The sequence below is a fragment of the Nocardia sp. NPDC057668 genome (genome assembly GCF_042799795.1).
Taxonomy (GTDB): Bacteria; Actinomycetota; Actinomycetes; order Mycobacteriales; family Mycobacteriaceae; genus Nocardia.
Map to the genome: position 1 here is coordinate 917,614 of NZ_JBHVIC010000001.1, position 26,066 is coordinate 943,679.

The window sequence follows — 26,066 nt, forward strand, 5'->3', positions numbered from 1 at the left end:
TGACACATTCCACCCGGACACCTTATCGTCTGAGACACTACTTAGAAAACAGTCACTCTCTATCTGGGGAGTGCGGGCTCGCCGCGGTGTGCGGGGTGGAGGAGTTACAGATGGCAGTGGGAAGACGCGCGGGGACCGCCCTGGCCATGGCGGCCGGGGTGACGCTGGCCCTGTGCCCGATGGTGACCGATACCGCCGGGGCACAACCGGTTTCGGTGGAGCCGGCGATGCCGTTCCCCCTGCCGCCCGCACCGCCGTACCTGGATCCGGCCTTCTACGCTCCGGATCCGGCGCGGGTCGCGGCCGCGCAGCCCGGGGAGATCCTGGCGGCCCGGCAGGTGAATCTCGCCAATTTCTGGCTCATTCCGCTCAACGTGAACGCCTGGCAGCTCTCGTTCCGCAGCACGAACACCCGGGGCGAGCCCATCGCCGCGGTGTCGACCGTGATCGTCCCGCATCGCCCGTCGCCCACCGGGCAGCGCGCGCTGCTGTCCTTCCAGATGGCCGAGGATTCGCTGTCGCAGAACTGCGCACCCTCGTATGCCTTGCAAATGGGCTCGCTGCCCAATCCCCTGAACCCGGTCATCGGCGCGGAGTTCATCGAGGTCCAGGCCATGCTGCAGCGCGGGCACGCGGTCGTGGTGCCCGACCATCAGGGTCCGAACGCCGCATACGCGGTCGGACCGCTGGGCGGGCGCATCACCCTGGACGGCATTCGCGCCGCGGAGAACTTCGAGCCCGCCGGCTTGCCGGGCGCCGACACCCGGGTCGCGCTGTGGGGGTATTCGGGCGGCGCCATCCCCACGGCGCACGCCGCCGAACTCCAGCCCGAATACGCGCCGGAGCTGAATCTGACGGGTTCGGCGACCGGCGGGTTGATGGCGGACATCCGCATGGCCATCGACTACAACAACGGCACGTCGACCTTCGGCGGTGCGGTGCTGGGCGGCCTGTTCGGGGTGGCCCGCGAATACCCGCAGGTGAACCAATTCATCGACCGGTATATGAATCCGCTCGGCAAGGGCCTGCGCCTGATGCACGAGAACCAGTGCGTGGCACTGCAATTCGCGGGCTTTCCGTTCGTGAACATCAAGGGCCTGTTCGACTACCCCGGCGATCCCATGCGCTCCCCCGAGATGCAGCCCGTCCTGGACGAGCTGAGCCTGGGCCATCGCGGCACCCCGCGCACGCCGGTCTACATCTATCAGGCGCCACTGGACGAGGCGATGCCGATCAACGCGGTCAACAATCTCTACGACACCTACTGCCGGGATCCCGAGGCCCGCGTCGCCTACACCCGGGATCTGCTCAGCGAGCACGGCATCGCCGCCGTCTCGGGCACCGCGAGCGCAGTGCTGTGGCTGGACCAGCGGCTCAACGGCGTCGAGTTGCCGGCGGGCTGCAGCAACCGCGACGTGCTGACCTCGTTCGCCGATCCGGGAGCCATCGCCGCCTTCGTGGACGTCATCGGGCAGACGCTCGCGTCGGCACTCGGTATGCCGGTCTGATCACCGTACGATCGGCTACATGTCAGCAACTCACAGATGGTGTGGCGTGCTGCTCGCCGCGTCCGTGGCCGTGCTCGCCGGATGTTCCTCGGATTCCGGGGACGACACACCGCCCACCGAATCCCCCATGGGCAAGGCGTACGTCTCCACCGCGGTCACGGGCACGCCCATCCCCGGCGGCGGCCCGCTGACCCTGACGTTCACCGACAACCGGATCACCGCGACCGCGGGCTGCAACACCGCCTCCGGTCCGGTGACCCTGGACGGCGGCACCCTGAAGGTCGGCGAGCTGGCCTCCACCCTCATGGGCTGCCCCGGCGACACCGCCGGCGCGGACGAGTGGATGGACGGGCTGCTGCGGGCGAGCCCGGAGTGGAAGCTAGAAGGCCCGGACCTGACCCTGTCCGGCAACGGTCTCACCGTGCGGATGCAGGACCGCAAGGTCGCCCAGCCCGACAAGCCGCTCGCCGGGACGACCTGGGTGGTCACCGCGCTGCTGCGCCCAGAGGCCGAGGTGCGCTCGGTCGCCCTGGACGAGGCGCGACCGACCCTGACCATCGCCCCCGACGGCGCGGTCTCGGGCAGCGCGGGCTGCAACCGCATGGTCGGCAAAGCCGAGGTCGCGGGCAACGAGGTCACCTTCGACGGCATCGGCACCACCAAGATGATGTGCGACGCGGCGATCATGGAGGTCGAGCAGCAGGTGCTCGAGGCGCTGAACGGAAAGACCACGTCCACCATCGATTCCGACACCCTGACCCTGCGCAACACCGCGAACGGGACCGGCCTGAAGTTTCGCGCGGAGTAGTCCCGCACCCGCCCGGCGATCGAAAACCATTGTCGCCGGGCGGGAAACGGCGGGTACCGTCCGCCGCTATGGACAATCGCTATCTGAACGTGGTCGACGTGGAGGCCACCTGCTGGGAAGGACAGAATCCGCCCGGCATGCCGAACGAGATCATCGAGATCGGTCTCTGCGTGCTCGACACCCACACCCGTGAGCGCGTGGCCAAGCACAGCATCCTGGTGCGGCCCGAACGTTCGGTCGTCAGCGAGTTCTGCACGACGCTGACCACCCTGACCCCCGAGCAGGTCGCCACCGGCATCACCTTCGCCGAGGCGTGCGCACTGCTGCGCACCGAGTTTCACGCCGACTCCCGCCCGTGGGCGAGCTGGGGCGATTACGACCGCAAACAGTTCGAGCGGCAGTGCGCGGCGAGCGGGGTGCGATATCCCTTCGGCAGCAGGCACACCAACGCCAAGGCCGCCTTCTCCGCCTCCCGCCGCACCCGCAAGCGCTTCGGCATGGCCGAGGCCCTGGGCGCGGCCGGACTCCCCCTGATCGGCACCCATCACCGGGGCGATGACGACGCGTGGAACATCGCGGCCCTCATCGCCGACATGATGGAACAGAGTGGGTGGCCCGCCGACTAGCCGAGAGGTCTCGGTTGCGGTGGAGATCGGCGTTCCACATTTACTCTGAGGCCCGACTTTGGTGACATTTGGGACATACGGGAGGTGGGGAACATCAACGAGCGGGAAGCCGAACTCGATGCGTGGTTCCGAGCCGAAGTGGCGGCCACCAGAGCCGGTGTCGCACGCCCGCAACAGGACCCGTTCGCCCCGGATGATCCGCTCACCGGCGCGCAGTATCTGGACCTGTTCGACGCCCAGGCCACCGCGCGGCATCTCGATCTCGCCGCCCGGCAGCTCACCCGCGACGGGCAGGGCTACTACAGCATCGGATCCTCCGGCCACGAGGGCAACGTGGCGGTGGCCGCCGCGCTGCGCGTCACCGATCCGGCTCTGCTGCACTACCGTTCGGCCGCCTTCTTCGTGCACCGCGCCCGGCAGGTGCCGGGCCTGGATCCCATCCGGGACGTCCTGCTCGGGGTGACCGCGGCGGTCGGGGATCCGATTTCCGGTGGGCGGCACAAGGTTTTCGGCAGCAAGGCCGCGCACGTGATTCCGCAGACCTCCACCATCGCCTCGCATCTGCCGCGCGCGGCCGGCCTCGCCTTCAGCATCGAGCACGCCGCGCGACTCGGGGTGCCGTGCGAATGGCCGGAGGACTCGGTGGTGGTGTGCAGTTTCGGGGACGCCTCGGCCAATCACTCCACCGCGGCGGGGGCGATCAACACCGCCGTACACACCGCGCACCAGGGCGTGCCCATGCCCGTGCTGTTCGTCTGTGAGGACAACGGATTGGGCATCAGCGTGCCCACCCCGCGCCAGTGGATCGAGCACGCCTACGGGTCCCGGCCCGGACTGCGCTATTTCGAGGCCGACGGCGCGGATCTGCCCGCTGCCCTTTCGGTGGCGCGCGAGGCGGCGGACTGGGTTCGGGCGCAACGCAAACCCGCGTTCCTGCGGCTGCGGACCGTGCGGCTGCTCGGGCACGCGGGCTCGGACGTGGAATCGGCCTATCGCCGTCCCGCCGACATCGCCACCGATCTGCGGGGCGATCCGGTGACCGCGACCGCGCGCCTGCTCGTCGGCGCGGGAGTGGCGACCGCGGGGGAAATCCTGTGCCGCTACACCGATATCGGAGACCGTGTCCGGGCGGCCGCCGAGAAGGCTTGGGGCGAAAGCAAACTCACCACGGCCGCCGCGGTGATGGCGCCGCTGGCCCCGGCCCGGCCCACCGTGGTCCGCACCGACGTGCTGCGCTCGGGGCCCGAACCCGAACGCGCCGGAACCCGCCCGGGCGCCGACGCCGGGGATGCGATGACCCTGGCGCAGTCGGTCAATCACACACTCGCGCAATTGCTCGCGCGCGATCCGGACGTACTGGTGTTCGGCGAGGACGTCGGCCGCAAGGGCGGGGTCTACGGCGTCACCAAGGGGTTGCAGCAGAGCTTCGGGGTGCGCCGGGTGTTCGACACGCTGCTGGACGAACAGAGCGTGCTGGGCACGGCGCTGGGCGCGGGACTGGCGGGGTTCGTGCCGATTCCGGAGATCCAGTACCTGGCCTACGTGCACAACGCCGAGGATCAGGTGCGGGGCGAGGCGGCCACGCTGTCGTTCTTCTCCGCGGGCAGCTATCGCAATCCGCTGGTCATCCGGATCGCGGGCTACGCGTACCAGAAGGGGTTCGGCGGGCACTTCCACAACGACAATTCCCTTGCGGCGCTGCGGGATATCCCGGGGGTCGTGATCGCCTCGCCGGCGCGCGGGGACGACGCGGCGGCCATGCTGCGCACGTGCGTGTCGGCGGCGCGGGTGGACGGGCGGGTGTGCGTGTTCCTCGAGCCCATCGCGCTCTATCACACGCGCGATCTGTATCGCGACGGCGACAACGGCTGGCTCGCACCGGTTTCCGGCGTTCGGCACGCCGAGATCGGGCAGGGTCGGGTGCACGGCAGCGGCACCCATCTCACCATCGTGAGCTTCGCCAACGGGGTGCCCATGAGCCTGCGGGTGGCGCGCCGGCTCGCCGAGCGCGGCATTCACGCCCGGGTGCTGGATCTGCGCTGGCTCGCGCCGCTGCCGATCGAGGATCTGCTCGATTGCGCCCGCGCCACCGGGCGGGTGCTCATCGCCGACGAGACCCGGCGCAGCGGCGGTGTCTCCGAGGCGGTGTGCGCGGCCCTGGTCGACGCCGGGTTCGACGGGCGCGTGGCCCGGGTCACCAGTGAGGACAGCTTCGTTCCGCTGGGGCCGGCGGCCGGGACGGTGTTGCTGGACGAGGCCCGGATCGAGGCGGCGGCGAACGCGCTGCTCGCGGCGCGCTGAGCGACCGCCGGGACAGTGCCGGGACGAAAGGGGTGTGCGACGAGCGGGCGGAGCCTGATGGAGGGTTACACCCCGGCCGCTCGTCGGCGACGCCGGTCCGGTCGGCGCCCCTGTGCCGTTGAGGGGACGACACAAGCTATCTACGTTCTACGTACGTAGATAGTATTACCGGACAATGGCCCCGAATCGCAAGCCGCCGGAAGCGGTAAGGATCCACTCAGGATCGCTACGTACACTCGGGCCGATCTCGAGGAGGAACGCAATGGGGCGGGCTCTACGGCAGGGGAAGCATTGACGGTCGCGGCATGTCTACTGCTCTACGGATTCGCCGTCGCGGTGCTCGCGCCGCGGCTGCTGTGCCGGGCCGGACATGGGGGCGCGACCCCGCGCGTGGCGCTGGCGGCCTGGCTGGCCGCACTGGGGTCCACGGTGCTGGCCTGGGCGGTGGCGCTGTTCATGCTGGTGCTCGATCTGGCCACGCACCGCATCACCACCGTGCCGCAGCGATTCATGGATACGTGCATGGTGCATCTGCACGACGCCGCGCTCGGCGAATACGGCGCACCGGTGCAGGCGGGCCTGCTCCTGCTGGCGGGGATATCGGCGCTCGCGGCCGGGGTGCTGGCCACCCGGGTGGGCACATCACTGCTGCGGGCGCGGCGGCTGACCTTCGAGCACGCGCGCATGGCCCGGCTGGCCGGGCGGCATCACCCAGAACTCGACGCGGTGGTGCTGCCGGTGGACGAGCCCGCCGCGTATTGCGTTGCGGGCAAACCACATACGGTGGTGGTGAGCCGCGGCGTACTCAGCGCCCTGGACGACCGGCACCTGGACGCGGTGCTCACCCACGAGCGCGCGCATCTGGCCGGGCGCCATCATCTGATCCTCGCGCTGACCCGCGGGCTGTCCACGGCGATGCCGCGGATCACGCTGTTCGTCCTCGGTGAGCACGAAGTGGCGCGACTGCTCGAGATGATCGCCGACGACGCCTCGGCGCGTGTTCACGGACGGGGCACGGTATTGCAGGCGCTGCTGACGCTGTCCGGGATCGCCACCGGTCCCGCCGGGGCGCTCGGGGCCGCCGAGGTCGGGCTGGCGAGCCGGGTGGAGCGACTGGCAGCGCCGGCCGCCCCGGCAGCGCGGTTCCGCGAGCGGCTCGCGCTGGCCGCGGCGGCGGGTACGGCGACGCTGGTCCCGCTGGCCGCGGTGCTGACGGCCATCGTCGGGCTGACCATCTGCGACCCGCTGAACTGACGCGCCCGAATCCGATACCGCCGCAGCGATATCGGGGGCCGCGCGGTTCGTGCCCGTACCCGGCGACGCGACGCGAATGCTTCGGGCAGCCGATCCGGGAGACGGGACGGCACCCGCCGTCGCCGCGGACGCGACCGATCGGCGCCGGCGGGCCCCGCCGCCCGCCCCCTACGAGGTGATCATCGCGGGCACAAGACCGGCACGTCTCATCGAGTTCGCGGGCCGCCGGTGAACACCGGGAGCCGAACCGTGTCGGGGTCGGCCACCACGGGGAAACGGTCGGTGATCGGATCGTCCGCGACGGCGGGCGCGCGCCGGTCGAGCAGATACAGCGCGAGAGCCGCGAGCGCGCCGATGACCGCGAGGCCGGCCCACAGCGCCCACGTCGCACCGGCGTCCCGCGCCGCGCCGAATACCGCACCGGTGGCGAGGTTTCCGACGAGGATGCCCACTCCGACGACGGTGTTGTAGAACCCGTAGTGGGTGGCGACCAGACGGTTGCCGGACAGGGCGACCACGGTATCCATCTCGAAGGGGAAGACGGCCGCCGTCCCGACCGCCAGCAGTGCGGCGGTGATCAGCAGCACCGTGATCGCCGCGCCCGCGCCGAACGGCGTCGCCGTCGGCACGATCGTCAGCGGCAGGAACGAGACCGCCAGCACGGCCATACCGGCGACCAGGCTGCGGCCCGAACCCCAGCGCGAGCGCAGCCAGCCGGTGATGCGCAACTGCCCGGCCACGGCCACCACCCCGGAGATGACGAACACCGCCGAGGTGACCGTCTGCGCGTTCGCGCCCGCGATGAACTCGGCTTGCAGCGGCAGCGCCAGATACACCTGGAACGACAGCACGTACGAGCCGATCATGGCGAGCGCGAACAGGACGAACGGGCGATTGGCCACGACCGTCCGCCAATCCGCCAGCACCGAAGCACCCGACGGCTCCGCACCCCGGCGGGCGGGCAGCGCGAACAGCTGGGCCACCGTCAGCAGCGCGAAGACCGCCGCGGCCGCCGTCGCCACCACCCGGAAGTCCACCGACAGCAGCGCCAGTCCGACGAGCGGACCGGCCAGGATACCGGCCTGATAGAAGACGTTGAACACCGCGAACGCCTCGACGCGCCGCTCCCCCGCCTCGGCCGCGAGGTAGGCCCGCACCGCGGGATTGAACAGCGCACCGGCGAATCCCGTTGCCGCCGAGGCGATGAGCAATGCGGGCAGGGAGGACGCGAAGGCCAGCAGCACGAATCCGCCGGTGCGCAGCAGACATCCGGCCACGATGAGCGGCTTGTACCCCAGCCGGTCGGCGAGCGTGCCCCCGACCAGGAACATCCCCTGCTGCGAGAAGTTCCGCACCCCGAGCACCAGCCCCACCGCCCACGCCGCCAAACCCAGTGGCCCGGCGAGATATCCGGCCAGGTAGGGCATGAGCATGTAGAAGCCGAGGTTGATCCCGAACTGGTTGACCATGAGCAGCTGCGCCGCGGTGTCGAACCCCCGGAACTTGGTCAGGACGCTCATCGCCGATCCCCCGCACCGGCGCCGGGGTCGATGACCGTCGTGCAGCGGGTCCAGGAGGTCACCCGGCGTTCGGCGGGGTGCGCGATGCGCGCCGGGGTCGTGGGCGGCGGGGCATCGAGCAGCCCGTGTTCGCGGCAGTAGGCGTCGTTGTAGACCGTGTCGAAGTAGCGGTGGGGGCCGTCTGGGAAGACCGCCGCTATGCGGGCGCCTGGGGCGTGGGTGCGCGCGGCCCAGCCCGCGACCAGGGCGACCGCGCCGACGCTCCAGCCGCCGCTGGCGTGGTGGGTGGCGGCCAGGGTGCGGCAGGCCCAGACGGCTTCGGCCGGTGCCACCCAATGGATTTCGGAAAAGGCGGCGTAGTCGACGTTGCGCGGGTAGATGCTCGAGCCGAGGCCGCGCATGAGGCGGGGGCCGGCGTCCTGGCCGAAGATCGTGGAGGCGACGGTGTCCACGCCGATCAGGCGCAGGGCCGGGTTGTGGCGGCGCAGTACGCGGGCAACACCGGCCGAGTGGCCGCCGGTGCCGACCGCGCACACCAGCGTGTCCACCCCACCGAGCTGTTCGAGGAGTTCGAGCGCCAGGGATTCGTAGCCGTCCACGTTGTCGGGGTTGCTGTACTGGTCGGGGCACCAGGCATCGGGTTCGGCGGCGAGCAGTTCGGCGACGCGGTCGCGGCGGGCCTGCTGCCAGCCGCCGGTGGGGTGCGGGCTGGTCACCAGGTCGACCCGTGCGCCGTAGGCGGTGAGCATGCGCGCCACCATCGGTTCGAGGCCCGGATCGGTCACCACGGTCACCGGGTGGTGGTAGACCAGCCCGGCCAGGGCCAAGCCCAAACCCAGTGTTCCGCTGCTCGATTCGACGATGCGCGCACCGGGGGCGAGGTCGCCCCGCTCCACGGCGCGGCGCACCATGTGCAGCGCGGGGCGGTCCTTCATGCCGCCGGGATTGCAGCCTTCGAGCTTGGCCCAGAATCCCCGGCCGGTGGGCGCGAGGGGTTCGCCCACCCACAGCAGGGGCGTGTTGCCGACCAGGGCGCGGGGTTGACGGGCCGCGTGCGGCGCGGCGAGCACGAAATCCTCGGCCGTGCCGCCGAGACGGGCGGACGGGCCGTGCAGAAGCTTGTCCATGACTGTCGCTTTCGGTATCGGAACCGTCCCGGGGACGGCGATGACGTGTGCGGGCAGCGGACACCGGCCGGCGGGGAGCACACACCGGCCTGGCGCTGACCGATCAGCGTCGGGCGATACACAAGCGCGTCAACAGCATTCGGCCGCTGACGGTGGCGAGCGGGGTCCGGGGCGGGCCGCGGGACCCGCCCGGGAGCGCGAGCAGCACGACCGGCAGCACGATCGCCGCCGCGGGCAGCGCGGCCGCGGTGACCGAGGGCGACGTGGCCACCGTGCCGGGCAGGGTGGCCTTCTCGCAGTGCCACTGCGCGGGCGGGCAATGATCGGCGGTCGCGCCGGCCACCCCGGGCGTCGCGCCGGGCGCGACCGCCGCGACGGCGACCGGTTCGTGGGCGTGCCCATGCGGGCGCAACAGCAGGCAGTCGGCGAGGACCCCGGCCGCGAACAGCATCGCGACCACGAGGGAGCCGAGCCCGAGCAGGTTGCGCCGAATCCGCGGCACAGCAGCCACCGGCACTCCCTTCCCGTCACGAATACGATTGGACCAGCGGTCTTTTCAGTCGCATCAGGTGCATGCGGGCAACCTGATTGACATCCCTCCGAAACAATCTACTATCTCCGTACGTACTTAGTTCGAACCGTGTGAGCGAGTCCTCGATCACACTCGAACGGGAGACAGCACGACGGGAGGCGCGATGACAGGCACGGCCGTCGCCCGCGCCCGGGCCGTCAACAGGCGATGTACGGGCATGTCTTCGGCCCGATGTACGGGCGCGGCTTCGATCCGATGTACGGGTACAGCTTCCCGGCGTACGACTTCGGCCCCGCGCAGCCGGGGCGCGCGCGATCAGTCGCGCTTGCGGGCCAGTTTGCGCAGCGCGGTGCGCAGCCCTTCCGATTCCTCCGCGCTCATCTGCTCGACGAAATGCGCGAGCACCAATTCCGAACGGCCGCCGCTACCGAGGGCCTCGCGCATGAGCCGCGCACTGTACTCCTCACGGGTCAGCGTGGGCCAGTAGTGATACGCCTTGCCGACCCGCTCGCGTTCGAGCCAGCCCTTGCGATGCAGATTGTCCATGGTGGACATGACCGTGGTGTAGGCGATGTCGCGTTCGGCGGCGAGCCCGTCGAACACCTCGCGCACGGTCGTCTTCTCGGCGCGGTCCCAGATCCGTTCGATCACGACCGCTTCCAGCTCACCGAAGCCTCGCGCTCCCACTTCTCATGTCTCCTCACCTCACGGCGCGCCGGACGCGCACCGTGTGCCAGCCAACTGGCCAGTTGCGTAGTTCCTGATCGTAGGGGTGCGCCGGCACGCACTCGAGCACTTGCCCAGGTACCTCGGACATACCCGTTCGAGTACGTCCTACGTACGTAGACCGTAATATCGTGCACCCGACCCGCCCGCCGCGCAACTCGGCGACACTACTGTTCACCCGGGCGACACCACTGTTCACCGAGGCAGCGCGCCCCGCCGGGCACGAGCCCGGCCGCGATCAGTCGGGCAGGCGGTGCCCGGCCGCGCGCAGCACCTCCGACGCCTCGGTGAGCCGCTGTTCGGGTACCAGCACCAGATCGGCGTGATAGGTCGAGGCCACGAACACCGGGATCTGCGATTCGGCGAGCGGGGCGATGAGCGAGGCCAGCATGCCCGGGGTGTCGATGGCGTGCCCGCCGTCGCTGTAGAAGCCCTTCCAGCGCTCGGCGTCGGCCCACGCCGGTGATTCGCGAATCACCGTGAGCCCCTCGGGCGCTCGCACCAGCGCGATCCACTCGTCGTCCTCGGGGAACGTCGAGTTCGGCAGATGCTCCACCACGAACTGCGACGGGACGATGCGCAAACGCTGGGTGCGGGCCATAGCGGCATCGTAATCGCCGCAGTGAATTCGCGTTCGCCCGCAATCCCGGCGGCGGTTGTCCGCGCGGCGCGCGAGCTCGTGCGCCGCGTTCGACGCCCGATTCGGCCCGCGCGCAAGGTGATCGAATACCACGGGCGGCGCACGTCGCGCAGGTGATCACGAGGATGCGTGAAACCCCCGCATCACGTATCCGGAGCCACTAGCCTCCGAAACACTCAATTTTCACTTGTTGGGCGCCCGGTCCTCCCCGCGGGCGCCCGGCCGGACCGGACCCGCTCGGCGCGGCTCCGCCGAAAGGAACCGCACCATGCGTAATGCCTTGCTGGCCAACGGAATAGCCATGACCGCCGCCGCACTACTGGCGGCCGCGGCACCCGCTTCCGCATCGACCGGGATCATGGACATCGACGCGACCTTCCTGGTCGGGGTCGACATCCAGCCCGGCGTCTACACCACGACCACCGCGGCCACCGTCTGCGCCTGGGCGCGCCTGAACGCCATCACCCCGGACGTGACCGCCATCCTCGAAAGCGGCGGCGCGATCAACGGCAAGGTCACCGTGGAGATCAAGTCCACCGATATCGCCTTCTACACCGCGGGGTGCGGCACGTGGAAGCTGAAGACCACGACCACCACCGGGTCCGGCGGGTCCGGATCCTTCGGAAGCACCGGCTCGTCCTAGCCGGCGGCCGAAGCCGTTCACCCGGAACTCCTACCCCTCGGGAGTTCCGGGTGAACGACCGCTTCAGCCGCGCGCCGCGGGCAGGTGGTCGTGCTGGGCGATGAAGGACAGGACGCGGGGGATGACCTGCTCCGGAATCTGATCCAGTACAGCGTGTCCCATGCCGGGATAGATCTCCGACTCTCCATACGGGAGGTGTTCGGCGATCCGCTGGGCCGAGCGCGCGGGATCGCATCCCAGGGATTCACTACCGAAGATCGCCAGTGTCGGCGCCGAAATCGACTGCAGTTCCGCATCTTTGAACACCCGCGGCCAGCCGACGGTGGATTGATAGCCGATCGCGGTCTTCAGGCAAGCCATGGTCTTGTCGTCGAGTTGGCTGCCCGGGGTCAGCCACTCGCTCAGCTTCCGCAGATTCGCGTCCGTCGGGCGGGCACTGAGCCGAATCGCCTTGAACAGCACGCGCAGTTTCATCTTGGTGAAGACGCCGGGTTCGATCAGCGACACGCTCGCCAGCCGGCGCGAACCGTGCAGGGCGATGATCGCAGCCGTCCACGAGCCCTGCGAATAGCCGACCACGTGCGCCCACTCGACACCGAGACCGGCCATGACCTCGTCGAACCACACGGCGAAGTTCTGCTCCCCCACCGGCGCGGTCTGGATCGTGCGGCCCGCCGCGCCGACGGTGTCGAGCGCGTAGACCGTGCGATCGCGGGCGAAATCCTCGATGAAGCGATGCCAGTACAGACCGTTGCCGGGGAAGGGGTGCAGGAGCACGATCGGCGCTCCCGTGCCGGATCCCGAGCGGCGCACATGCGTCGACCCGAAGCGGGTCGGGATGTTGTAGAGCTCCGCGGGCAGCGGCCAGAGCTGCTCGAGCTCGCCGTACGCGCGGTCGTGCGCCGCGCGGGCCTCGTCGTTCTTGAACCGTCCGATCTTGTCTGCCATCGCTCTCCCCTTCATCAACTTTGATGGTACGAACATACCATGTTATTGGTATGCACGTACCATCAAGGCTTGCGAAAAAGAAAGTGCGCAGGTCAGGAGGTGGTATTTCGAGCCCGGATCAGCCAGCACGCGGCGTCGAAGCGTACCTCGTCGCCGGCGACGAACGGTTCGAACGCGGCGCGAACGACGGGAACCACCCGGTCCCGGGTCTGGTCGTCCGCCCCCGCCAAGGCGATGCCGACGTGACCCATCTGCGTCACGTAGCGGATGAGATCCGCTTCCGCGAAGGAACATTCGGCGCCGAAGGGCTCGATGTCGATATCGGTCCAGCCGCTCTCGGTGAGAATCTTGCGGACGATCTCCCGGTCGGCCAGCCCGAATTGGCCGGGCTCGTTGGGCTCGCGGACCGGCAGATCGGGCAGCAGGGGTGCGGCGGCGCGTTCGGCGGTGGTCATGAACGGGTTCTCCGCGGCGTCGCGCCAGGTGATGCAGCGCAGTTTCCCGCCGGGGCGGGTCGCGGCGCGCAGATTCGCGAAGGCCGCGACCGGGTCGGCGAAGAACATCACGCCGAAGCGGGACATCACCAAGTCATAGGCGGCGGGCTCGAAGCCGAAGGTTTGCGCGTCACCGACGACGAAGGTCGCAGGGCTGCCGGCGCGCTCGGCCCGTTCCCGGGCCGCATCCACCATCTGTTCGGAGATATCCAGGCCCACGCACGTCCGCACGCCCGGAATGCGGGTCGCTCCCACGGTGGTGACGCCCGTGCCGCACCCGACATCGAGTATCCGCTCGCCCGAAACCCCTTCCAGGAGAACCTCTTCGAACGGCTTCATCATCCGGTCGAGGAGCGCCTGCGAGGTGACCCAGGCGCTACCCGCCCGCCCGTTCCACCGCTCGCGCTGCCCCTGCTCGTCACTCATCGGCTCGTCTCCCTTGCCTCTGCCTCGAAAATATCGGACACTTCGAGCTTCTCAGTTGAAGCCGACTCAGCTCACCGCCAAGGCCGACGAACTCGACCGCTCCATCCGCGACCTGACCGCCATGCGCGACGCCCTGCGCCACGCCGCGGCCTGCCCCCACCCCTCTCACCTGGACTGCCCGAACTTCAACCGTCTACTCGGCGCCGCCGCGACCCCGCGCACGCGACCGTAGAGCCGGTATGCGACCGCGGGCGGCGCTGCCCGGGCGACCCGGTGCCGCGCGCAGCCCGCTGCGCGGCCTGGCCCCTCGAGCGCTCAGAGCCCCAAACTTGCTTGGTACCGGCGCATTCCGCGCAGCCACCGGTCGTAGTCCGACCCCTTCTGGCGGTACATGTCCAGCACCTGCGGGTGCGGCAGGATCAGGAAGTGCTCCTCGGCGATCGCCGCCAGCGTCACCTCCGCCACCGCGTCCGGCTCGAGCACCTCCCCCGCCGCCGTGACGGCCCGCGCCACCGGATGCGCGGCCGCCGCCTCGGGATCCCCCTGGTTCAACAGTTCGGTATTGACCCCCATCGGGCACAGGCAACTGACCCGAACCCCCCTGTCCCCGTACGTGATATGCAGCCACTCCGCGAATCCCACCGCCGCGTGCTTGGTCACCGAATAGGTGGCCGACCCGATCTGCGTGAGCAGTCCCGCCGCGGAGGCGGTGCTGATGAAATATCCCTCACCTCGCTCGACCCACCCCGGCACCAACAGCCGCGCCGCCCGCACATGCGCCTGGACATTGACCCCCAACGCCCGATCCCACTCCGCGTCGTCCGCGTCCAGCCCCAGCGCCCCGATGATCCCCGCGTTGGCGAAATACAGGTCGACAGGACCGAATTCGCGCTCGGCCACCGCGATCAACTCCGCGATGCGCGCACTGTCGGTGACGTCGGCCCCCACCCCGGCCACCGCCCCCGGATACTCGGCGTTCACCCGCTCGGTGACCTCTTTCGCCGCGGACTCGTCGATATCGGCGGCGACGACCCGCGCCCCGCCGGCTACCAGCGCCCGCACCAGCGCCGCCCCGATCCCCCGCCCCGCACCGGTAACAATGGCCACTTTGCCGGAAACCTGCACGCGCGTATCTCCTCCACCTTCGGGACAATCCGGCCTCGACTATTCCACAGCGCGATGCCCCCGCCTTTGACGACAACGGCCAGATTCCCGGCCATCGACGACCGGATCGCGCCGGCTCTCCGGTGTCACCGGAATGGTTGGTCCATGCTTCGAAGGCGCCGTGGAATCTCCCCGGTCCGAGCCCTCCGGTCGAGGACGACTGATCGCGCGGCGTGAGAACGACACAGGGCCGGACATCCGTGGATGTCCGGCCCTGTGGGGTATTGCCTTGTGCGGCAGCCCTTTACGGGAGGGGGCCGCCCGCGGCGATCGCCGAGAGGGTGGCGAACTCGTCGCCCTTCAGCGACGCGCCGCCCACCAGGGCGCCGTCGATGTCGGTCTGGCCGACCAGCTCGCCGACGTTCTTGGCGTTGACCGAGCCGCCGTAGAGGACGCGGACGCCCGCCGCCACTTCGGGATCCGCCAGTTCGGCGAGCTCCTTGCGGATGGCGCCGCAGACTTCCTGCGCGTCGGCGGGGGTCGCCACCTTGCCGGTGCCGATGGCCCAGACCGGCTCGTAGGCGATGACGACCTTGGAGATCTCCTCGGCGGTCAGGCCCTTGAGCGAGCCGCGCAGCTGCTCGAGGTTGTACTCGACGTGCGTGCGGGCCTCGCGAACGCCCAGGCCCTCACCGATGCAGACGATCGGGGTGATGCCGTACTTCAGCGCCTGCTTGGCCTTGGCCAGCACCGTCGCGTCGTCCTCCAGGTGGTACTGGCGACGCTCGGAGTGGCCGACCACGACGAACGAGCACCCCAGCTTGGCCAGCATGGAACCGCTGATCTCGCCGGTGTACGCGCCTTCGTCGTGGGTGGAGACGTCCTGCGCACCGTAGGTGAGCAGCAGGCGATCGCCCTCGACCAGGGTCTGCACGCTGCGCAGATCGACGAACGGCGGGATCACCGTGACGTCGACCTTCGCGAAGTACTTCTCCGGCAGCGCGAACGCGATCTTCTGCACCAGGGAGATGGCCTCGAGGTGATTGAGGTTCATCTTCCAGTTGCCGGCGATCAGAGGCTTACGTGCCATGGTTCAGTCCTCCAGGACGGAGATGCCGGGAAGTTCCTTGCCCTCCAGGTATTCCAGCGACGCGCCGCCGCCGGTGGAGATGTGCGAGAAACCGTCGTCCGGCAGGCCCAGGGTGCGCACGGCCGCGGCCGAATCGCCACCGCCGACCACCGTGAACGCGCCCTTGCCGGTGGCCACCGCGATGGCCTCGGCGACGCCGCGGGTGCCTGCGGAGAACTTCTCGAACTCGAACACGCCCATCGGGCCGTTCCAGAACACCGTGCGGGCCTCGGTCAGCAGCGCGCCGAAACGCGCGGTCGACTCGGGGCCGATGTCCAGGCCCATCCAGCCGTCCGGAATCTCGTTGGCCGAGACCACCTTCGACTCCGCGTCCGCCGCGAACTTGTCGGCGACCACGATGTCCCGGGGCAGGTGGATGACGTCGGCGTACTTGTCGAGCAGACCCTTGCAGATCTCGATCATCTCTTCCTGCAGCAGCGAGCCGCCGACCGGAAGTCCCTGCGCCGCAAGGAAGGTGAAGCACATGCCGCCGCCGATGACGAGCGTGTCGACCTTCGGCGCGAGCGCCTCGATGACCGCCAGCTTGTCCGAGACCTTCGAGCCGCCGAGCACGACCGCGTACGGGCGCTCCGCGTTCTCGGTCAGCTTCTTCAGCACCTCGGTCTCGGCCGCGACCAGACCACCCGCGTAGTGCGGGAGCACCTTGGCCACGTCGTAGACCGACGCCTGCTTGCGGTGCACGACACCGAAACCGTCGGAAACGAACGCACCGTCGTCACCGACCAGCTCGACCAGCGCGTTGGCGAGCTTGGCCCGCTGCGCGTCGTCCTTGCTGGTCTCGCGCGGATCGAAGCGGATGTTCTCGAGCAGCAGCACGTCACCGTCGGTGAGGCCCTCCGAACGCGCGAGCGCGTCCTGGCCCACCACGTCACCGGCGAGCTGGACGTTGCGGCCCAGCTCCTCGGCGAGACGCGCGGCGACCGGAGCGAGCGAGAGCTTCGGATCCGGCTCGCCCTTCGGGCGGCCCAGATGCGCCGTCACGACGACCTTGGCGCCGGCTTCAGCGAGCGCCTTGATGGTCGGCGCGGACGCGATGATGCGGCCCGGGTCGGTGATGACACCGTTGTCGAGGGGGACGTTGAGGTCCGAGCGCACGAGCACGCCCCGGCCCTCGACACCCTCGTTCAGCAGATCCTGGAGTGTCTTGATCGCCATCGGTGTCAGAGCGACTTGCCGACGAGGCCGATGAGGTCGGCGAGGCGGTTGGAGTAGCCCCACTCGTTGTCGTACCAGGAGGCGATCTTGACCTGGTTGTCGATGACCTGGGTCAGCGGCGCGTCGTAGATCGAGGAGTGCGGGTCGGTCACGATGTCGGTGGAGACGATCGGATCGGTGTTGTACTTCAGGATGCCCTTGAGCGGTCCGTCGGCGGCGGCCTTCATGGCGGCGTTGATCTCGTCGACGGTCGCGGCCTTCTTCAGCACCACGGTCAGGTCGGTGAGCGAACCGGTCGGAACCGGCACGCGCAGCGCGTAACCGTTGAGCTTGCCGAGCAGCTCGGGCAGCACCAGGCCGATGGCCTTGGCCGCGCCGGTGCCGGTGGGCACGATGTTGAGGGCGGCGGCACGAGCGCGACGCAGGTCGCTGTGCGGGGCGTCCTGCAGGTTCTGGTCCTGGGTGTACGCGTGGACCGTGGTCATCAGACCGTGCTCGATGCCGAAGGAGTCGTTGAGCACCTTGGCGATCGGGCCCAGGCAGTTGGTGGTGCACGAGGCGTTCGAGATGATGTTCTGCGAACCGTCGTACTTGTCGTCGTTGACGCCCATCACGATCGTGATGTCCTCGCCCTTGGCGGGCGCGGAGATGATGACCTTCTTGGCGCCGGCGGCCAGGTGGCCCTTCGCCTTGGTCGCGTCGGTGAAGATACCGGTGGACTCGACGACCACGTCGACATTCAGCTCGGCCCACGGCAGGGCGGACGGGCCCTCCTTGATCGCGAGCGCCTTGATGCGCTGCTCACCGACGACGATGAAGTCACCGTCGACCGAGACGTCCTGCGGCAGACGACCCAGGATGGAGTCGTACTTCAGCAGCGTCGCCAGGGTCTTGATGTCGGTGAGGTCGTTCACCGCGACAATCTCGATGTCGGTGGTGCCGAGGGCCTTCAGCGCCTCTACGGCCCGGAAGAAGTTACGTCCGATGCGGCCGAAGCCGTTGATACCTACCCGGACAGTCACGTTATCGCTCCTCAGTTGTGTCGCGGAACTTATTCTGTTGCACCCTCACCCTAGACCGTCACGCGAACGTAACGGACGGACCCCTCTCACGGCCGCGCAGCGCGGTGTGAGCAGGTGGCACGACCCGTACGGAACGGTCTGCGGGGGTGTTTCGAAACACCGATGGCACCGCACCTTTTTCGAGGTGCGGCGCCATCAGTCGATTATGTCCGATTTTCGGACGGGATCACGCCTCTTCCAACAACTCCGCGGTGACGGCGGATTCGGTGTCCGGCACGCCGAGCTCCTTCGCCCGGCGGTCGGCCATCGACAGGAGGCGTCGAATGCGGCCCGCCACAGCGTCTTTCGTCATCGGCGGATCGGCCAGCTGGCCGAGCTCCTCCAGTGACGCCTGCCGGTGCTGCACGCGCAGTTTGCCGGCGGCGGCCAAATGATCAGGCACGTCGTCGGCCAATATCTCCAGGGCGCGCTCCACGCGGGCGGCGGCGGCGACCGCTGCCCGTGCCGAGCGACGCAGGTTTGCGTCATCGAAATTCGCGAGCCGGTTCGCGGTGGCGCGGACTTCGCGGCGCATGCGCCGTTCCTCCCACGTCAACCGCGTGTCCTGGGCCCCCATGCGGGTGAGCAGCGCGCCGATGGCCTCGCCATCACGCACCACCACCCGATCGGTGCCGCGGACCTCGCGCGCCTTGGCCGAGATGCCCATGCGCCGGGCCGCGCCGACCAGAGCGAGAGCGGCCTCGGGTCCGGGGCAGCTCACCTCCAGCGCGGACGATCGGCCCGGCTCGGTGAGCGAGCCGTGCGCGAGAAACGCTCCGCGCCAAGCGGCTTCGGCATCACCGATGCTGCCGCCGACGACCTGTGCGGGCAAACCCCGCACGGGACGTCCGCGCACATCGAGCAACCCGGTCTGGCGCGCGAGCGCCTCGCCTTCCTTAGATACCCGAACTACGTACCGGGAGGTTTTGCGGAGCCCGCCCGCGCCCAGGACATGCACGTCGGAGCCGTATCCATACAGCTCGAAGATCTCGCGTCGCAGTCGGCGCGCGATGGAACCCATGTCCACCTCGGCCTCAACGATCACGCGACCACCGACGATGTGCAATCCACCGGCGAACCGCAGTAGCGCGGACAATTCGGCCTTGCGCGAACTCACCTGTGAAATGGTGAGTCGGCTCAGCTCGTCCTTCACTTCCGCTGTCATCGCCACGAGACGCGCTCCTTTCCACCCAACCCGGACCGCACACGTTGGCCCATATGCCGTCCTTCGACTCGAAGCCCTGCTGATTCCGGCCGAGGTTGCCGGATCACCTGATCCAGTGCGGCGGCAAGCTTTCCGGGGTGGTGCCGGTCTGTCCCGGCCTCGGCAACATCAGCGAAGGTTACTCGTGCTCGCAGCTGTTCGGCAGCTCTTGCTACATGTTCGCGTTCCCTACCCTCGGGTACGGAGCCGGAATCGACCAGAACATGGTCGACCGTGAAATCCGGTGCGTGCTGGGACAATACATGCAGGTGCCGCTCGGCGCTGAATCCGGCCGTTTCGCCCGGTTCGGCGGCGAGGTTGAGCACCAGTACCTTCCGAGCCCGCGTGTGCAACAAGGCTTCGTGCAAATCGGGCACGAGCACATGGGGTATCACGCTTGTGAACCAACTTCCCGGCCCCAGCACCACCACGTCGGCATGCTCGATCGCCGAGGTTGATTCGGGGCAGGCGGGTGGGTCGGATGGGATCAATCGGACCCGGCGTACTTTCCCGGGGGTCGTGGCCACCGCCACCTGACCCCGAATACACCGGCTGACCCGCGGATCTCCCTCCAGCCCGGCCACATCCGCCTCGATGGTCAGCGCGATCGGCGACATGGGCAGCACCCGGCCGGTCACCCGCAGGATCCGGCCCACCTCGTCGAGCGCGGCGACCGGGTCGCCGAGTTCCTCGGTCAGGCCCGCCAGGATCAGGTTGCCCACCGAATGCCCGGCGAGCGCGCCGGTTCCGCCGAAGCGATGCTGGACCGTGCGGGCCCAGATGCCGTCCGATTCTTCTGCCAAGGCGGCTAACGCCATCCGGAGGTCACCGGGCGGCAGCATGCCGAGCTCGGCGCGCAGCCGGCCGGAGGAGCCGCCGTCGTCGGCGACCGTCACCACCGCCGTGATCTTGCGCGTCAGCCGCCGCACCGCGGTGAGCGTGGCGTACAGCCCGTGCCCACCGCCCAGCGCGACGATCGCCGGATTCGTTTCTCGCGCAGTCATTCCCGCCCCAAGTCCCGATGGACCACGCGAACCACGTCTTTCGATCCCGGGTTCGCGTCGGTCCCGAGTAGCTCACCCAGGGCCTCCGCTATCGCCACACTGCGGTGTTTACCGCCCGTGCAGCCCACTGCCACGGTCATGTATCGCTTCCCCTCTTGGCGGTAGCCCTCGGTGGTGAGATCGATGAGATGGCGTCCGGTGCCCAGATAGTCCTGGGCGCCCGGCCGCGACAGCACATACTCACTGACCGGGGCATCCTGTCCGGTCTGTTCTCGGAGTTCCGGGACCCAATGCGGATTGGGCAGGAATCGCAAATCCAGAACCATATCGGCGTCCAGTGGTACTCCGTACTTGAAACCGAACGATTGGATAGTCAGCTGCAGAGCCGTGGTGCCGGCACCGCCGTACGCCTCCTCCAGCTTGCGGTGCAGCTGGTGAATGGACAGCGCGGTGGTATCGATGACCAGGTCCGCCGCGGTCTTCACCGAGGCGAGCCGGTGACGCTCCGCGGCGATGCCGGCGGTCAGGGTGCCATCGGCGCTCTCGCTCTGCAGTGGATGCCGCCGACGCGCGAATCCGTAACGTCGGATGAGCACATCATCGGAGGCTTCCAGGAACAGGATGCGCGTTCGCACCCCGCCCGCACGCAGTTGTTCGGTGACTGCCGACAAATTTCCGGTGAAGAAGCGGCTTCGCACATCCATCACCATGGCCAGCTTGCGAATCGGCGGGTCCGCACCCGCCCCCAGCTCGACCATGCGCCCGATGAGCTCGGGCGGAAGATTGTCGGCGACGTAGTAACCCAGATCCTCCAGCACCTTGGCGGCAGTACCGCGGCCGGCGCCGGATAAACCGGTGACGATAACGACTTCGACCGGAGCGTCGACCCCATCGGGAAGCGATGGTGCACGCCGGGCCGCTGTGGACTGTGGATCATCGATGTCGGCCGTGCTGCTGCTTTCGACCGCACTATTGCTGGCTTCGACGCGCGTCATGTCCTACCGGGTTCGTTTTCTGGGCGTGTCCCTCGATCATCCTGCACCGGCTCCCGTTTGCGCGGCAGGCGCACGCGGGAGCCGAGATACAAGTGTGATTACTTCTTCCGACCTGCACAGTACGCGTGTCGCGAGTTTTACCCTCGGCGTGTCGGACAGGTTGGCGAGGGGTAGCTTACGCCTCTCGCCGACCTCGCGACGGGTGCCGGAATTATTCGGTGCCGAACGATTGCCCGGCCGGTTCCGGCGCCTCCGCGGCGGGCGCCGGCTCCGCGCTCGACGCGTTCTCGGTGCTCAGCGCCGCGAGCACGGCCTTCGCGGTGGCCATCCCGATCCCCGGAACCTCGGTGATTTGCTCGACCGTCGCCTGCTTCAGTTTGGCAACGGACCCAAAATGGGTGACCAGTGCGGTCTTCCGGGTCGCGCCCAGGCCCGGAACCGCGTCCAGCGCCGAGGCCGTCATGCGCCGCGAGCGTTTGCTGCGATGGAAGGTGATGGCGAAACGGTGCGCCTCGTCGCGCACCCGCTGCAGCAGATACAGCGATTCGCTGGTGCGCGGCATGATCACCGGATCCGGCTCGTTGGGCACCCAGACCTCTTCGAGTCGTTTGGCCAGGCCGATGACCGCCACGTCGGTGATGCCGAGTTCGTCCAGGACCTCGGCCGCGGCGTTGACCTGCGGCGCGCCGCCGTCGACCACGTAGAGGTTGGGCGGATAGGCGAACCTGCGCGGTTTGCCCGTCTTGGGGTCGATGCCCGGTAAGCCGGGATCCAGTGCGTCGGAATCGAATTCGAGCTCCGCGGCCTCGGCGGCGTCGAGATCGCGGCGCAGTTTGGCGAAGCGGCGGCGGGTGACCTCGGCGATGCTGCCGACGTCGTCGGAACGGCCGTCCCCGGCTGCCTCCTTGATGCTGTAGTGCCGGTACTCGGACTTGCGCGGCAGGCCGTCCTCGAACACGACGAGCGAGGCGACCACGTCGGTGCCCTGCACGTGGCTGATGTCGACGCATTCGATGCGCAGCGGCGCGCTGTCCAGGTCGAGCGCGTCCTGGATGCCCTGCAGCGCCACCGAGCGCGCGGTCAGATCGCCGGCCCGCTTGAGCTTGTGCTGGGCCAGGGACTCCTTGGCGTTGCGCTGCACGGTCTCGGCCAGCGCCTTCTTGTCCCCGCGCTGGGGCACCCGCAGCTGCACGGCCGAACCGCGCAGGTCCGAGAGCCACTGCTGGACCTGTTCGGCGTCGTTGGGCAGGGCCGGGACCAGCACCTCGCGCGGCACGACCGCGCCGGGCTGCTCGTCGCCGGTCTGTTCGGCCTGGTTGGTCTGCTCGCCGTAGAACTGGGTGAGGAACTGCTCGACCAGGGCGGGCAACTCGCCGCCGGTGTCCACCGCGTCGATGGCGTCGCCGGACTTGTCGACCACCCAGCCGCGCTGGCCGCGTACCCGGCCGTTGCGCACGTGGAAGATCTGCACCGCGACCTCGAGCTCGTCGATGGCGAAGTCGACCACGTCCGCGTCGGTGCCGGTACCCAGCACGACGGCCTGCTTCTCCAGGGCCCGCCGCAGCGCGGCGACATCGTCGCGCAGCCGGGCGGCGGTCTCGAAGTCCAGGTCCTCGGCGGCGGCGACCATGCGCTTCTCGAGCTCTTTGACGAGGCGGTCGGTCTTGCCGGAGAGGAAGTCGCAGAAGTCCTCGACGATCCGGCGGTGTTCGCCCGCGGTGACCCGCCCGACGCACGGCGCGGAACATTTGTCGATGTAGCCGAGCAGACAGGGTCGCCCGATCTGGTTGTGCCGCTTGAACACTCCGGCCGAGCATGTGCGCACCGGGAAGACCCGCAGCAGCAGATCGAGGGTCTCGCGAATGGCCCAGGCGTGTGCGTACGGGCCGAAGTACCGCACGCCCTTCTTGCGCGGACCGCGGTACACGAAGACCCGGGGGTACTCCTCGTTCAGGCTGACCGCCAGCACGGGGTACGACTTGTCGTCGCGGTAGCGCACGTTGAAGCGCGGATCGAATTCCTTGATCCAGTTGTACTCCAGCTGCAGCGCCTCGACCTCGGTGGACACCACCGTCCACTCGACGCTGGACGCGGTCGTCACCATCTGCCGGGTGCGCGGATGCAGGGAGGAGACGTCGGCGAAATACGAGTTCAGCCTGCTGCGCAGACTTTTCGCCTTGCCGACGTAGATGACCCGCCCGTGGACGTCCCGGAACTTGTAGACGCCGGGTTCAACGGGAATGGTCCCCGGCGCGGGCCGGTACGTCGCGGGATCTGCCACGCCCCCAGGTTAACGAGGCCCTCCGACACCGACGCCGGGGCTGCCTCCGCCCGCGGGCGGAGGTCTCTGCGCGGGCGTACGCGACGGCGTCGCGGGCTCGGCGCACCCCGGGCGCTCCGGCGACGCGACACCGGCGAAGGAAAGCGCCACGCCGGGCGATTCATCCGGAACGTCCGCGGCACCGAAGGTATCCGCAAGATCACCGAAACGATGGGAGCAGCATCATGATCCGCCTTCGCCGCAGCCGCCGGTCCCTCGCGATCAGCGCCGCCTCCAGCCTGGCCGCCGCGATTCTCGTGGCCGTGTCCGGACCCGCGTCCGCCGCCGAGAACGCCGCGTCGGCGCCGGTCGTGCGGGCGGAATTCACGGTGCGCACCGCACAGGCGGCCACCTGCGACGGCGCGCCGAGCGCCGGGTTCACGATCGCCTGACCGCGCCTGCGGGATTCGGCCGAACACGGTGGTCAGCCGTCCCGTGGCGCGCCACGCCGAGCGACGCATCCGCCGAGCCTGCGGCATCGAAGAACCCCGCGAGGTCAGTATTGGACGACCTGTCACAGGACGACCTGTCCGAATTCGAGGGGAGCAGCATTGATGATCAGTCTCCGCCCGCACAACCGGTTCCCGGCTGTCGCCGCCGCGCTGGGTCTCGGCGCCGCCGCACTGGTCGGCCCGGCCCTGGCCGTGGTGACCGCCCCGTCCGCGCGGGCGAACCCGCAGCCCTGCCGGATCGATCGCGGGGTGGACACCGCCACCTTCACCTGCCCCGACGACGGCAACTGGTACGCCGCGGTCGTGCGCTGCGCGGGCAGCCGCCAGGTGGGACACGGGGCCCAGTCCCCCACCTACATCGTCGGCGACGCCGTGCGCCCGCTGGTGCCGACCACGATCGAATGCAACGGCGCGGGCAAGACCGGTGTGGTCCTCGAGACCTGGACCGACGGCCCGTTCTGAGCCGGGCCCGCTGACACAACGCTGAAAACTCCTGGGCGCTGCGGACTTTCGGAGCGCCTTCGCGGTGCCGGGGGCCGCGCGGCACTCGGCATCGCTCCGACGCGCAGGAACAGCGCCCCCGGGCGGCCACAGTGGATCCCGCCAACGCGGTGGCACTCGCGCGCCGACGCACCCATGGGGTCTCACCCACGTACAACGAGCCGGTCTGCGGGACGCGACGGCTCGACTTCCCGCGCAGGCACCGCTTTGCCGCATGGTCAGTCACCATGCGGCGAAGCGACCGGGGTCAGGCGCGCACGCGGGTATCGGGTTCGAGGGCACGGGCCGCGCGCACCTCGCGGTCCAGGGCCGCGGCCAGATCGCCGCGGTCGCCCACCTCGACGGTGTCGAGTTCGAGCCAGTCCGCCATCTCCCGCAGCGCGCCGGCCAGTTCGGCGGCCACGCGGGCGGTGTCGCGGCCGGGCTCGGCGAACGCGCCGGGCACCCGCAGGCGTCCGGTGGCGCGGTCCGCGCGCAGGTCCACCCGGCCCACGAGCTCGCCGTCGAGCAGGAACGGGAAGACGTAATACCCGTGTACGCGTTTGGGTTCGGGAGTGTAGATCTCGATGCGGTAGTGGAAGTCGAAGAGGCGCTCGGTGCGGTCGCGGAAGAAGATCAGCGGATCGAACGGGCACAGCAGCGCCGCGCCCGTGACCCGGCGGGGCGTGCGGGCATCGGCGTGCAGGTACGCGGGCTTGTCCCAGCCCTGCACCCGGACCTGGCGCAGCTCCCCCGACTCGAGCAGATCCGCGATGGCGGGTTCGGTCTGTTTGCGGTTGAGCCGGTAGTAGTCGCGCAGGTCGGTCTCGGTGCCGATCCCGTGCGCGACGGCCGCGCGCCGCACCAGTTCCCGGATGGCGTCCGGCTCGTCGACCTCGCGCGCCGCCACCTCCGGCGGGAGCACGCGTTCGGTGAGGTCGTAGTAGCGCTGGAAACCGACCCGCTTCGCGACCGAGAGCTCACCCGAGGCGAACAGCTGCTCGCAGACGACCTTGGTCTCGCTGTAGTTCCAGCCCCAGTGATCCTTGGATCGGGGCCGGTCCAGTTCCAGGTGGCGTTCCACCGCGCCCGCGGTGCTCGGCCCGAACTCGCGCAGCACACCGATCACATCGTCGATCAGGGCCGAATCCCGTTCGCCCGCCGACAATCCCGCCCAGCGGCCGTTGCGGTACTTCTCCATGCGCCAGCGCATGAGCGGCCAGTCCCGCACCGGCAGCAGCGCGGCCTCGTGCGCCCAGTACTCCACGAACTGCCGCGGGCGGCGGGCGCTGTGACTCCAGGCGAGGTCGTCCAGCAGCGTGCGATCGTAGGCCCCGATGCGGCTGAACAGCGGCGCGTAGTGCGCGCGCACCACCGCGGCCACCGAATCGAGCTGCAGCAGTTTGGTGCTGTCGAGCGCTTTGAGCACCGTGCGCCGGGTGGGCGGGGTACTCGGGCGAGCGGCGGCGAAGCCCTGGGCGGCCAGGGCGATACGACGCGCCGTCGCGACGGTCAACGTGGGCGCTCCCTCGAGCGAAATCGGCACACTCGCACAATGCCATGCCCCACCGACACCCAAACTCGATAC

25 protein-coding genes are annotated in these 26,066 nt (G+C 69.3%); 9 read left to right on the forward strand and 16 right to left on the reverse strand.

Going from position 1 to position 26,066, the window contains the following annotated elements; translation table 11 throughout:
• Positions 1-110 precede the first annotated feature (110 nt).
• The 5 genes from ACFVBH_RS04305 (at position 111) to ACFVBH_RS04325 (ending at position 6,497) form a co-directional block, all read left to right on the forward strand.
• Positions 111-1,508 carry a lipase family protein gene (locus tag ACFVBH_RS04305; RefSeq protein ID WP_378999694.1) on the forward strand — a complete coding sequence of 466 codons (1,398 nt, stop codon included), beginning with the start codon at positions 111-113 and terminating at the stop codon, positions 1,506-1,508.
• Between the two features lie 19 nt (positions 1,509-1,527).
• Entirely contained in the window at positions 1,528-2,316 is a 789-nt protein-coding gene (locus ACFVBH_RS04310; RefSeq protein WP_378999696.1) for an META domain-containing protein, read from the forward strand.
• Positions 2,317-2,384: 68 nt separating this feature from the next.
• Complete coding sequence (locus tag ACFVBH_RS04315; RefSeq protein ID WP_378999698.1) at positions 2,385-2,942, forward strand: exonuclease domain-containing protein; 558 nt, start codon at positions 2,385-2,387, stop codon at positions 2,940-2,942.
• A gap of 84 nt (positions 2,943-3,026) precedes the next feature.
• Positions 3,027-5,243 (forward strand): thiamine pyrophosphate-dependent enzyme, encoded by a 2,217-nt coding sequence (locus ACFVBH_RS04320; protein WP_378999700.1) that lies wholly within the window; start codon positions 3,027-3,029, stop codon positions 5,241-5,243.
• A gap of 291 nt (positions 5,244-5,534) precedes the next feature.
• The gene (locus tag ACFVBH_RS04325; protein WP_354986412.1) at positions 5,535-6,497 is read left to right on the forward strand and encodes a M56 family metallopeptidase; all 963 of its coding nucleotides are present in this window, start codon (positions 5,535-5,537) and stop codon (positions 6,495-6,497) included.
• A gap of 206 nt (positions 6,498-6,703) precedes the next feature.
• Here the strand turns inward: ACFVBH_RS04325 and ACFVBH_RS04330 are convergent, their stop codons facing one another.
• From ACFVBH_RS04330 to ACFVBH_RS04350, 5 genes are all read right to left on the reverse strand, one after another.
• On the reverse strand, positions 6,704-8,017 hold the full coding sequence (locus ACFVBH_RS04330; RefSeq protein ID WP_378999702.1) for an MFS transporter: 1,314 nt from the start codon (positions 8,015-8,017) through the stop codon (positions 6,704-6,706).
• Positions 8,014-9,144 (reverse strand): PLP-dependent cysteine synthase family protein, encoded by a 1,131-nt coding sequence (locus ACFVBH_RS04335; RefSeq protein ID WP_354986410.1) that lies wholly within the window; start codon positions 9,142-9,144, stop codon positions 8,014-8,016. The genes ACFVBH_RS04330 and ACFVBH_RS04335 overlap by 4 nt, the downstream gene beginning before the upstream one ends.
• A 103-nt stretch (positions 9,145-9,247) precedes the next feature.
• Positions 9,248-9,655 carry a hypothetical protein gene (locus ACFVBH_RS04340; RefSeq protein WP_378999705.1) on the reverse strand — a complete coding sequence of 136 codons (408 nt, stop codon included), beginning with the start codon at positions 9,653-9,655 and terminating at the stop codon, positions 9,248-9,250.
• Positions 9,656-9,991: 336 nt separating this feature from the next.
• Positions 9,992-10,363, reverse strand: a complete 372-nt coding sequence (locus tag ACFVBH_RS04345) for a BlaI/MecI/CopY family transcriptional regulator (protein WP_354986408.1) — start codon at positions 10,361-10,363, stop codon at positions 9,992-9,994.
• 277 nt (positions 10,364-10,640) lie between these two features.
• Positions 10,641-11,003: an ACT domain-containing protein gene (locus ACFVBH_RS04350; protein WP_354986407.1), complete on the reverse strand. Its 363-nt coding sequence runs from the start codon at positions 11,001-11,003 to the stop codon at positions 10,641-10,643.
• A 307-nt stretch (positions 11,004-11,310) separates the two neighbouring features.
• On the opposite strand from ACFVBH_RS04350, the gene ACFVBH_RS04355 reads away from it, so the two are divergent.
• The gene (locus ACFVBH_RS04355; RefSeq protein ID WP_378999708.1) at positions 11,311-11,685 is read left to right on the forward strand and encodes a hypothetical protein; all 375 of its coding nucleotides are present in this window, start codon (positions 11,311-11,313) and stop codon (positions 11,683-11,685) included.
• A gap of 63 nt (positions 11,686-11,748) precedes the next feature.
• Here the strand turns inward: ACFVBH_RS04355 and ACFVBH_RS04360 are convergent, their stop codons facing one another.
• Together ACFVBH_RS04360 and ACFVBH_RS04365 are read right to left on the reverse strand one after the other, a co-directional pair.
• Entirely contained in the window at positions 11,749-12,633 is an 885-nt protein-coding gene (locus ACFVBH_RS04360; RefSeq protein WP_378999710.1) for an alpha/beta fold hydrolase, read from the reverse strand.
• Between the two features lie 92 nt (positions 12,634-12,725).
• Positions 12,726-13,553 (reverse strand): class I SAM-dependent methyltransferase, encoded by an 828-nt coding sequence (locus ACFVBH_RS04365; protein ID WP_378999712.1) that lies wholly within the window; start codon positions 13,551-13,553, stop codon positions 12,726-12,728.
• A gap of 55 nt (positions 13,554-13,608) precedes the next feature.
• Between ACFVBH_RS04365 and ACFVBH_RS04370 the strand changes: the two genes are divergently transcribed.
• Positions 13,609-13,785 (forward strand): hypothetical protein, encoded by a 177-nt coding sequence (locus tag ACFVBH_RS04370; RefSeq protein WP_354986403.1) that lies wholly within the window; start codon positions 13,609-13,611, stop codon positions 13,783-13,785.
• Between the two features lie 83 nt (positions 13,786-13,868).
• Here the strand turns inward: ACFVBH_RS04370 and ACFVBH_RS04375 are convergent, their stop codons facing one another.
• The 8 genes from ACFVBH_RS04375 to uvrC form a co-directional block, all read right to left on the reverse strand.
• Positions 13,869-14,678, reverse strand: a complete 810-nt coding sequence (locus ACFVBH_RS04375; protein ID WP_378999714.1) for an SDR family oxidoreductase — start codon at positions 14,676-14,678, stop codon at positions 13,869-13,871.
• Positions 14,679-14,961: 283 nt separating this feature from the next.
• On the reverse strand, positions 14,962-15,747 hold the full coding sequence (gene tpiA, locus ACFVBH_RS04380; RefSeq protein ID WP_354986401.1) for a triose-phosphate isomerase: 786 nt from the start codon (positions 15,745-15,747) through the stop codon (positions 14,962-14,964).
• A gap of 3 nt (positions 15,748-15,750) precedes the next feature.
• A complete protein-coding gene (locus ACFVBH_RS04385; protein ID WP_378999716.1) occupies positions 15,751-16,962 on the reverse strand; it encodes a phosphoglycerate kinase in 1,212 nt (403 codons plus the stop codon).
• Positions 16,963-16,967: 5 nt separating this feature from the next.
• A complete protein-coding gene (gene gap, locus ACFVBH_RS04390) occupies positions 16,968-17,984 on the reverse strand; it encodes a type I glyceraldehyde-3-phosphate dehydrogenase (protein WP_354986399.1) in 1,017 nt (338 codons plus the stop codon).
• A gap of 226 nt (positions 17,985-18,210) precedes the next feature.
• Complete coding sequence (whiA, locus tag ACFVBH_RS04395) at positions 18,211-19,188, reverse strand: DNA-binding protein WhiA (protein ID WP_354986398.1); 978 nt, start codon at positions 19,186-19,188, stop codon at positions 18,211-18,213.
• Positions 19,185-20,231 carry a uridine diphosphate-N-acetylglucosamine-binding protein YvcK gene (gene yvcK, locus ACFVBH_RS04400; protein WP_354986397.1) on the reverse strand — a complete coding sequence of 349 codons (1,047 nt, stop codon included), beginning with the start codon at positions 20,229-20,231 and terminating at the stop codon, positions 19,185-19,187. Before yvcK ends, whiA begins: the two co-directional genes overlap by 4 nt.
• Positions 20,228-21,226: an RNase adapter RapZ gene (rapZ, locus tag ACFVBH_RS04405; protein ID WP_378999720.1), complete on the reverse strand. Its 999-nt coding sequence runs from the start codon at positions 21,224-21,226 to the stop codon at positions 20,228-20,230. The genes yvcK and rapZ overlap by 4 nt, the downstream gene beginning before the upstream one ends.
• Positions 21,227-21,437: 211 nt before the next feature.
• Positions 21,438-23,507, reverse strand: a complete 2,070-nt coding sequence (gene uvrC / locus ACFVBH_RS04410; RefSeq protein ID WP_378999722.1) for an excinuclease ABC subunit UvrC — start codon at positions 23,505-23,507, stop codon at positions 21,438-21,440.
• Positions 23,508-23,731: 224 nt separating this feature from the next.
• Between uvrC and ACFVBH_RS04415 the strand changes: the two genes are divergently transcribed.
• Entirely contained in the window at positions 23,732-23,938 is a 207-nt protein-coding gene (locus tag ACFVBH_RS04415) for a hypothetical protein (protein ID WP_354986394.1), read from the forward strand.
• A 162-nt stretch (positions 23,939-24,100) separates the two neighbouring features.
• Entirely contained in the window at positions 24,101-24,460 is a 360-nt protein-coding gene (locus tag ACFVBH_RS04420; RefSeq protein WP_354986393.1) for a hypothetical protein, read from the forward strand.
• A gap of 286 nt (positions 24,461-24,746) precedes the next feature.
• Here the strand turns inward: ACFVBH_RS04420 and ACFVBH_RS04425 are convergent, their stop codons facing one another.
• Positions 24,747-26,024, reverse strand: coding sequence for a winged helix-turn-helix domain-containing protein (locus tag ACFVBH_RS04425; RefSeq protein WP_378999725.1), 1,278 nt, complete (start codon positions 26,022-26,024; stop codon positions 24,747-24,749).
• Positions 26,025-26,066: the final 42 nt, after the last annotated feature.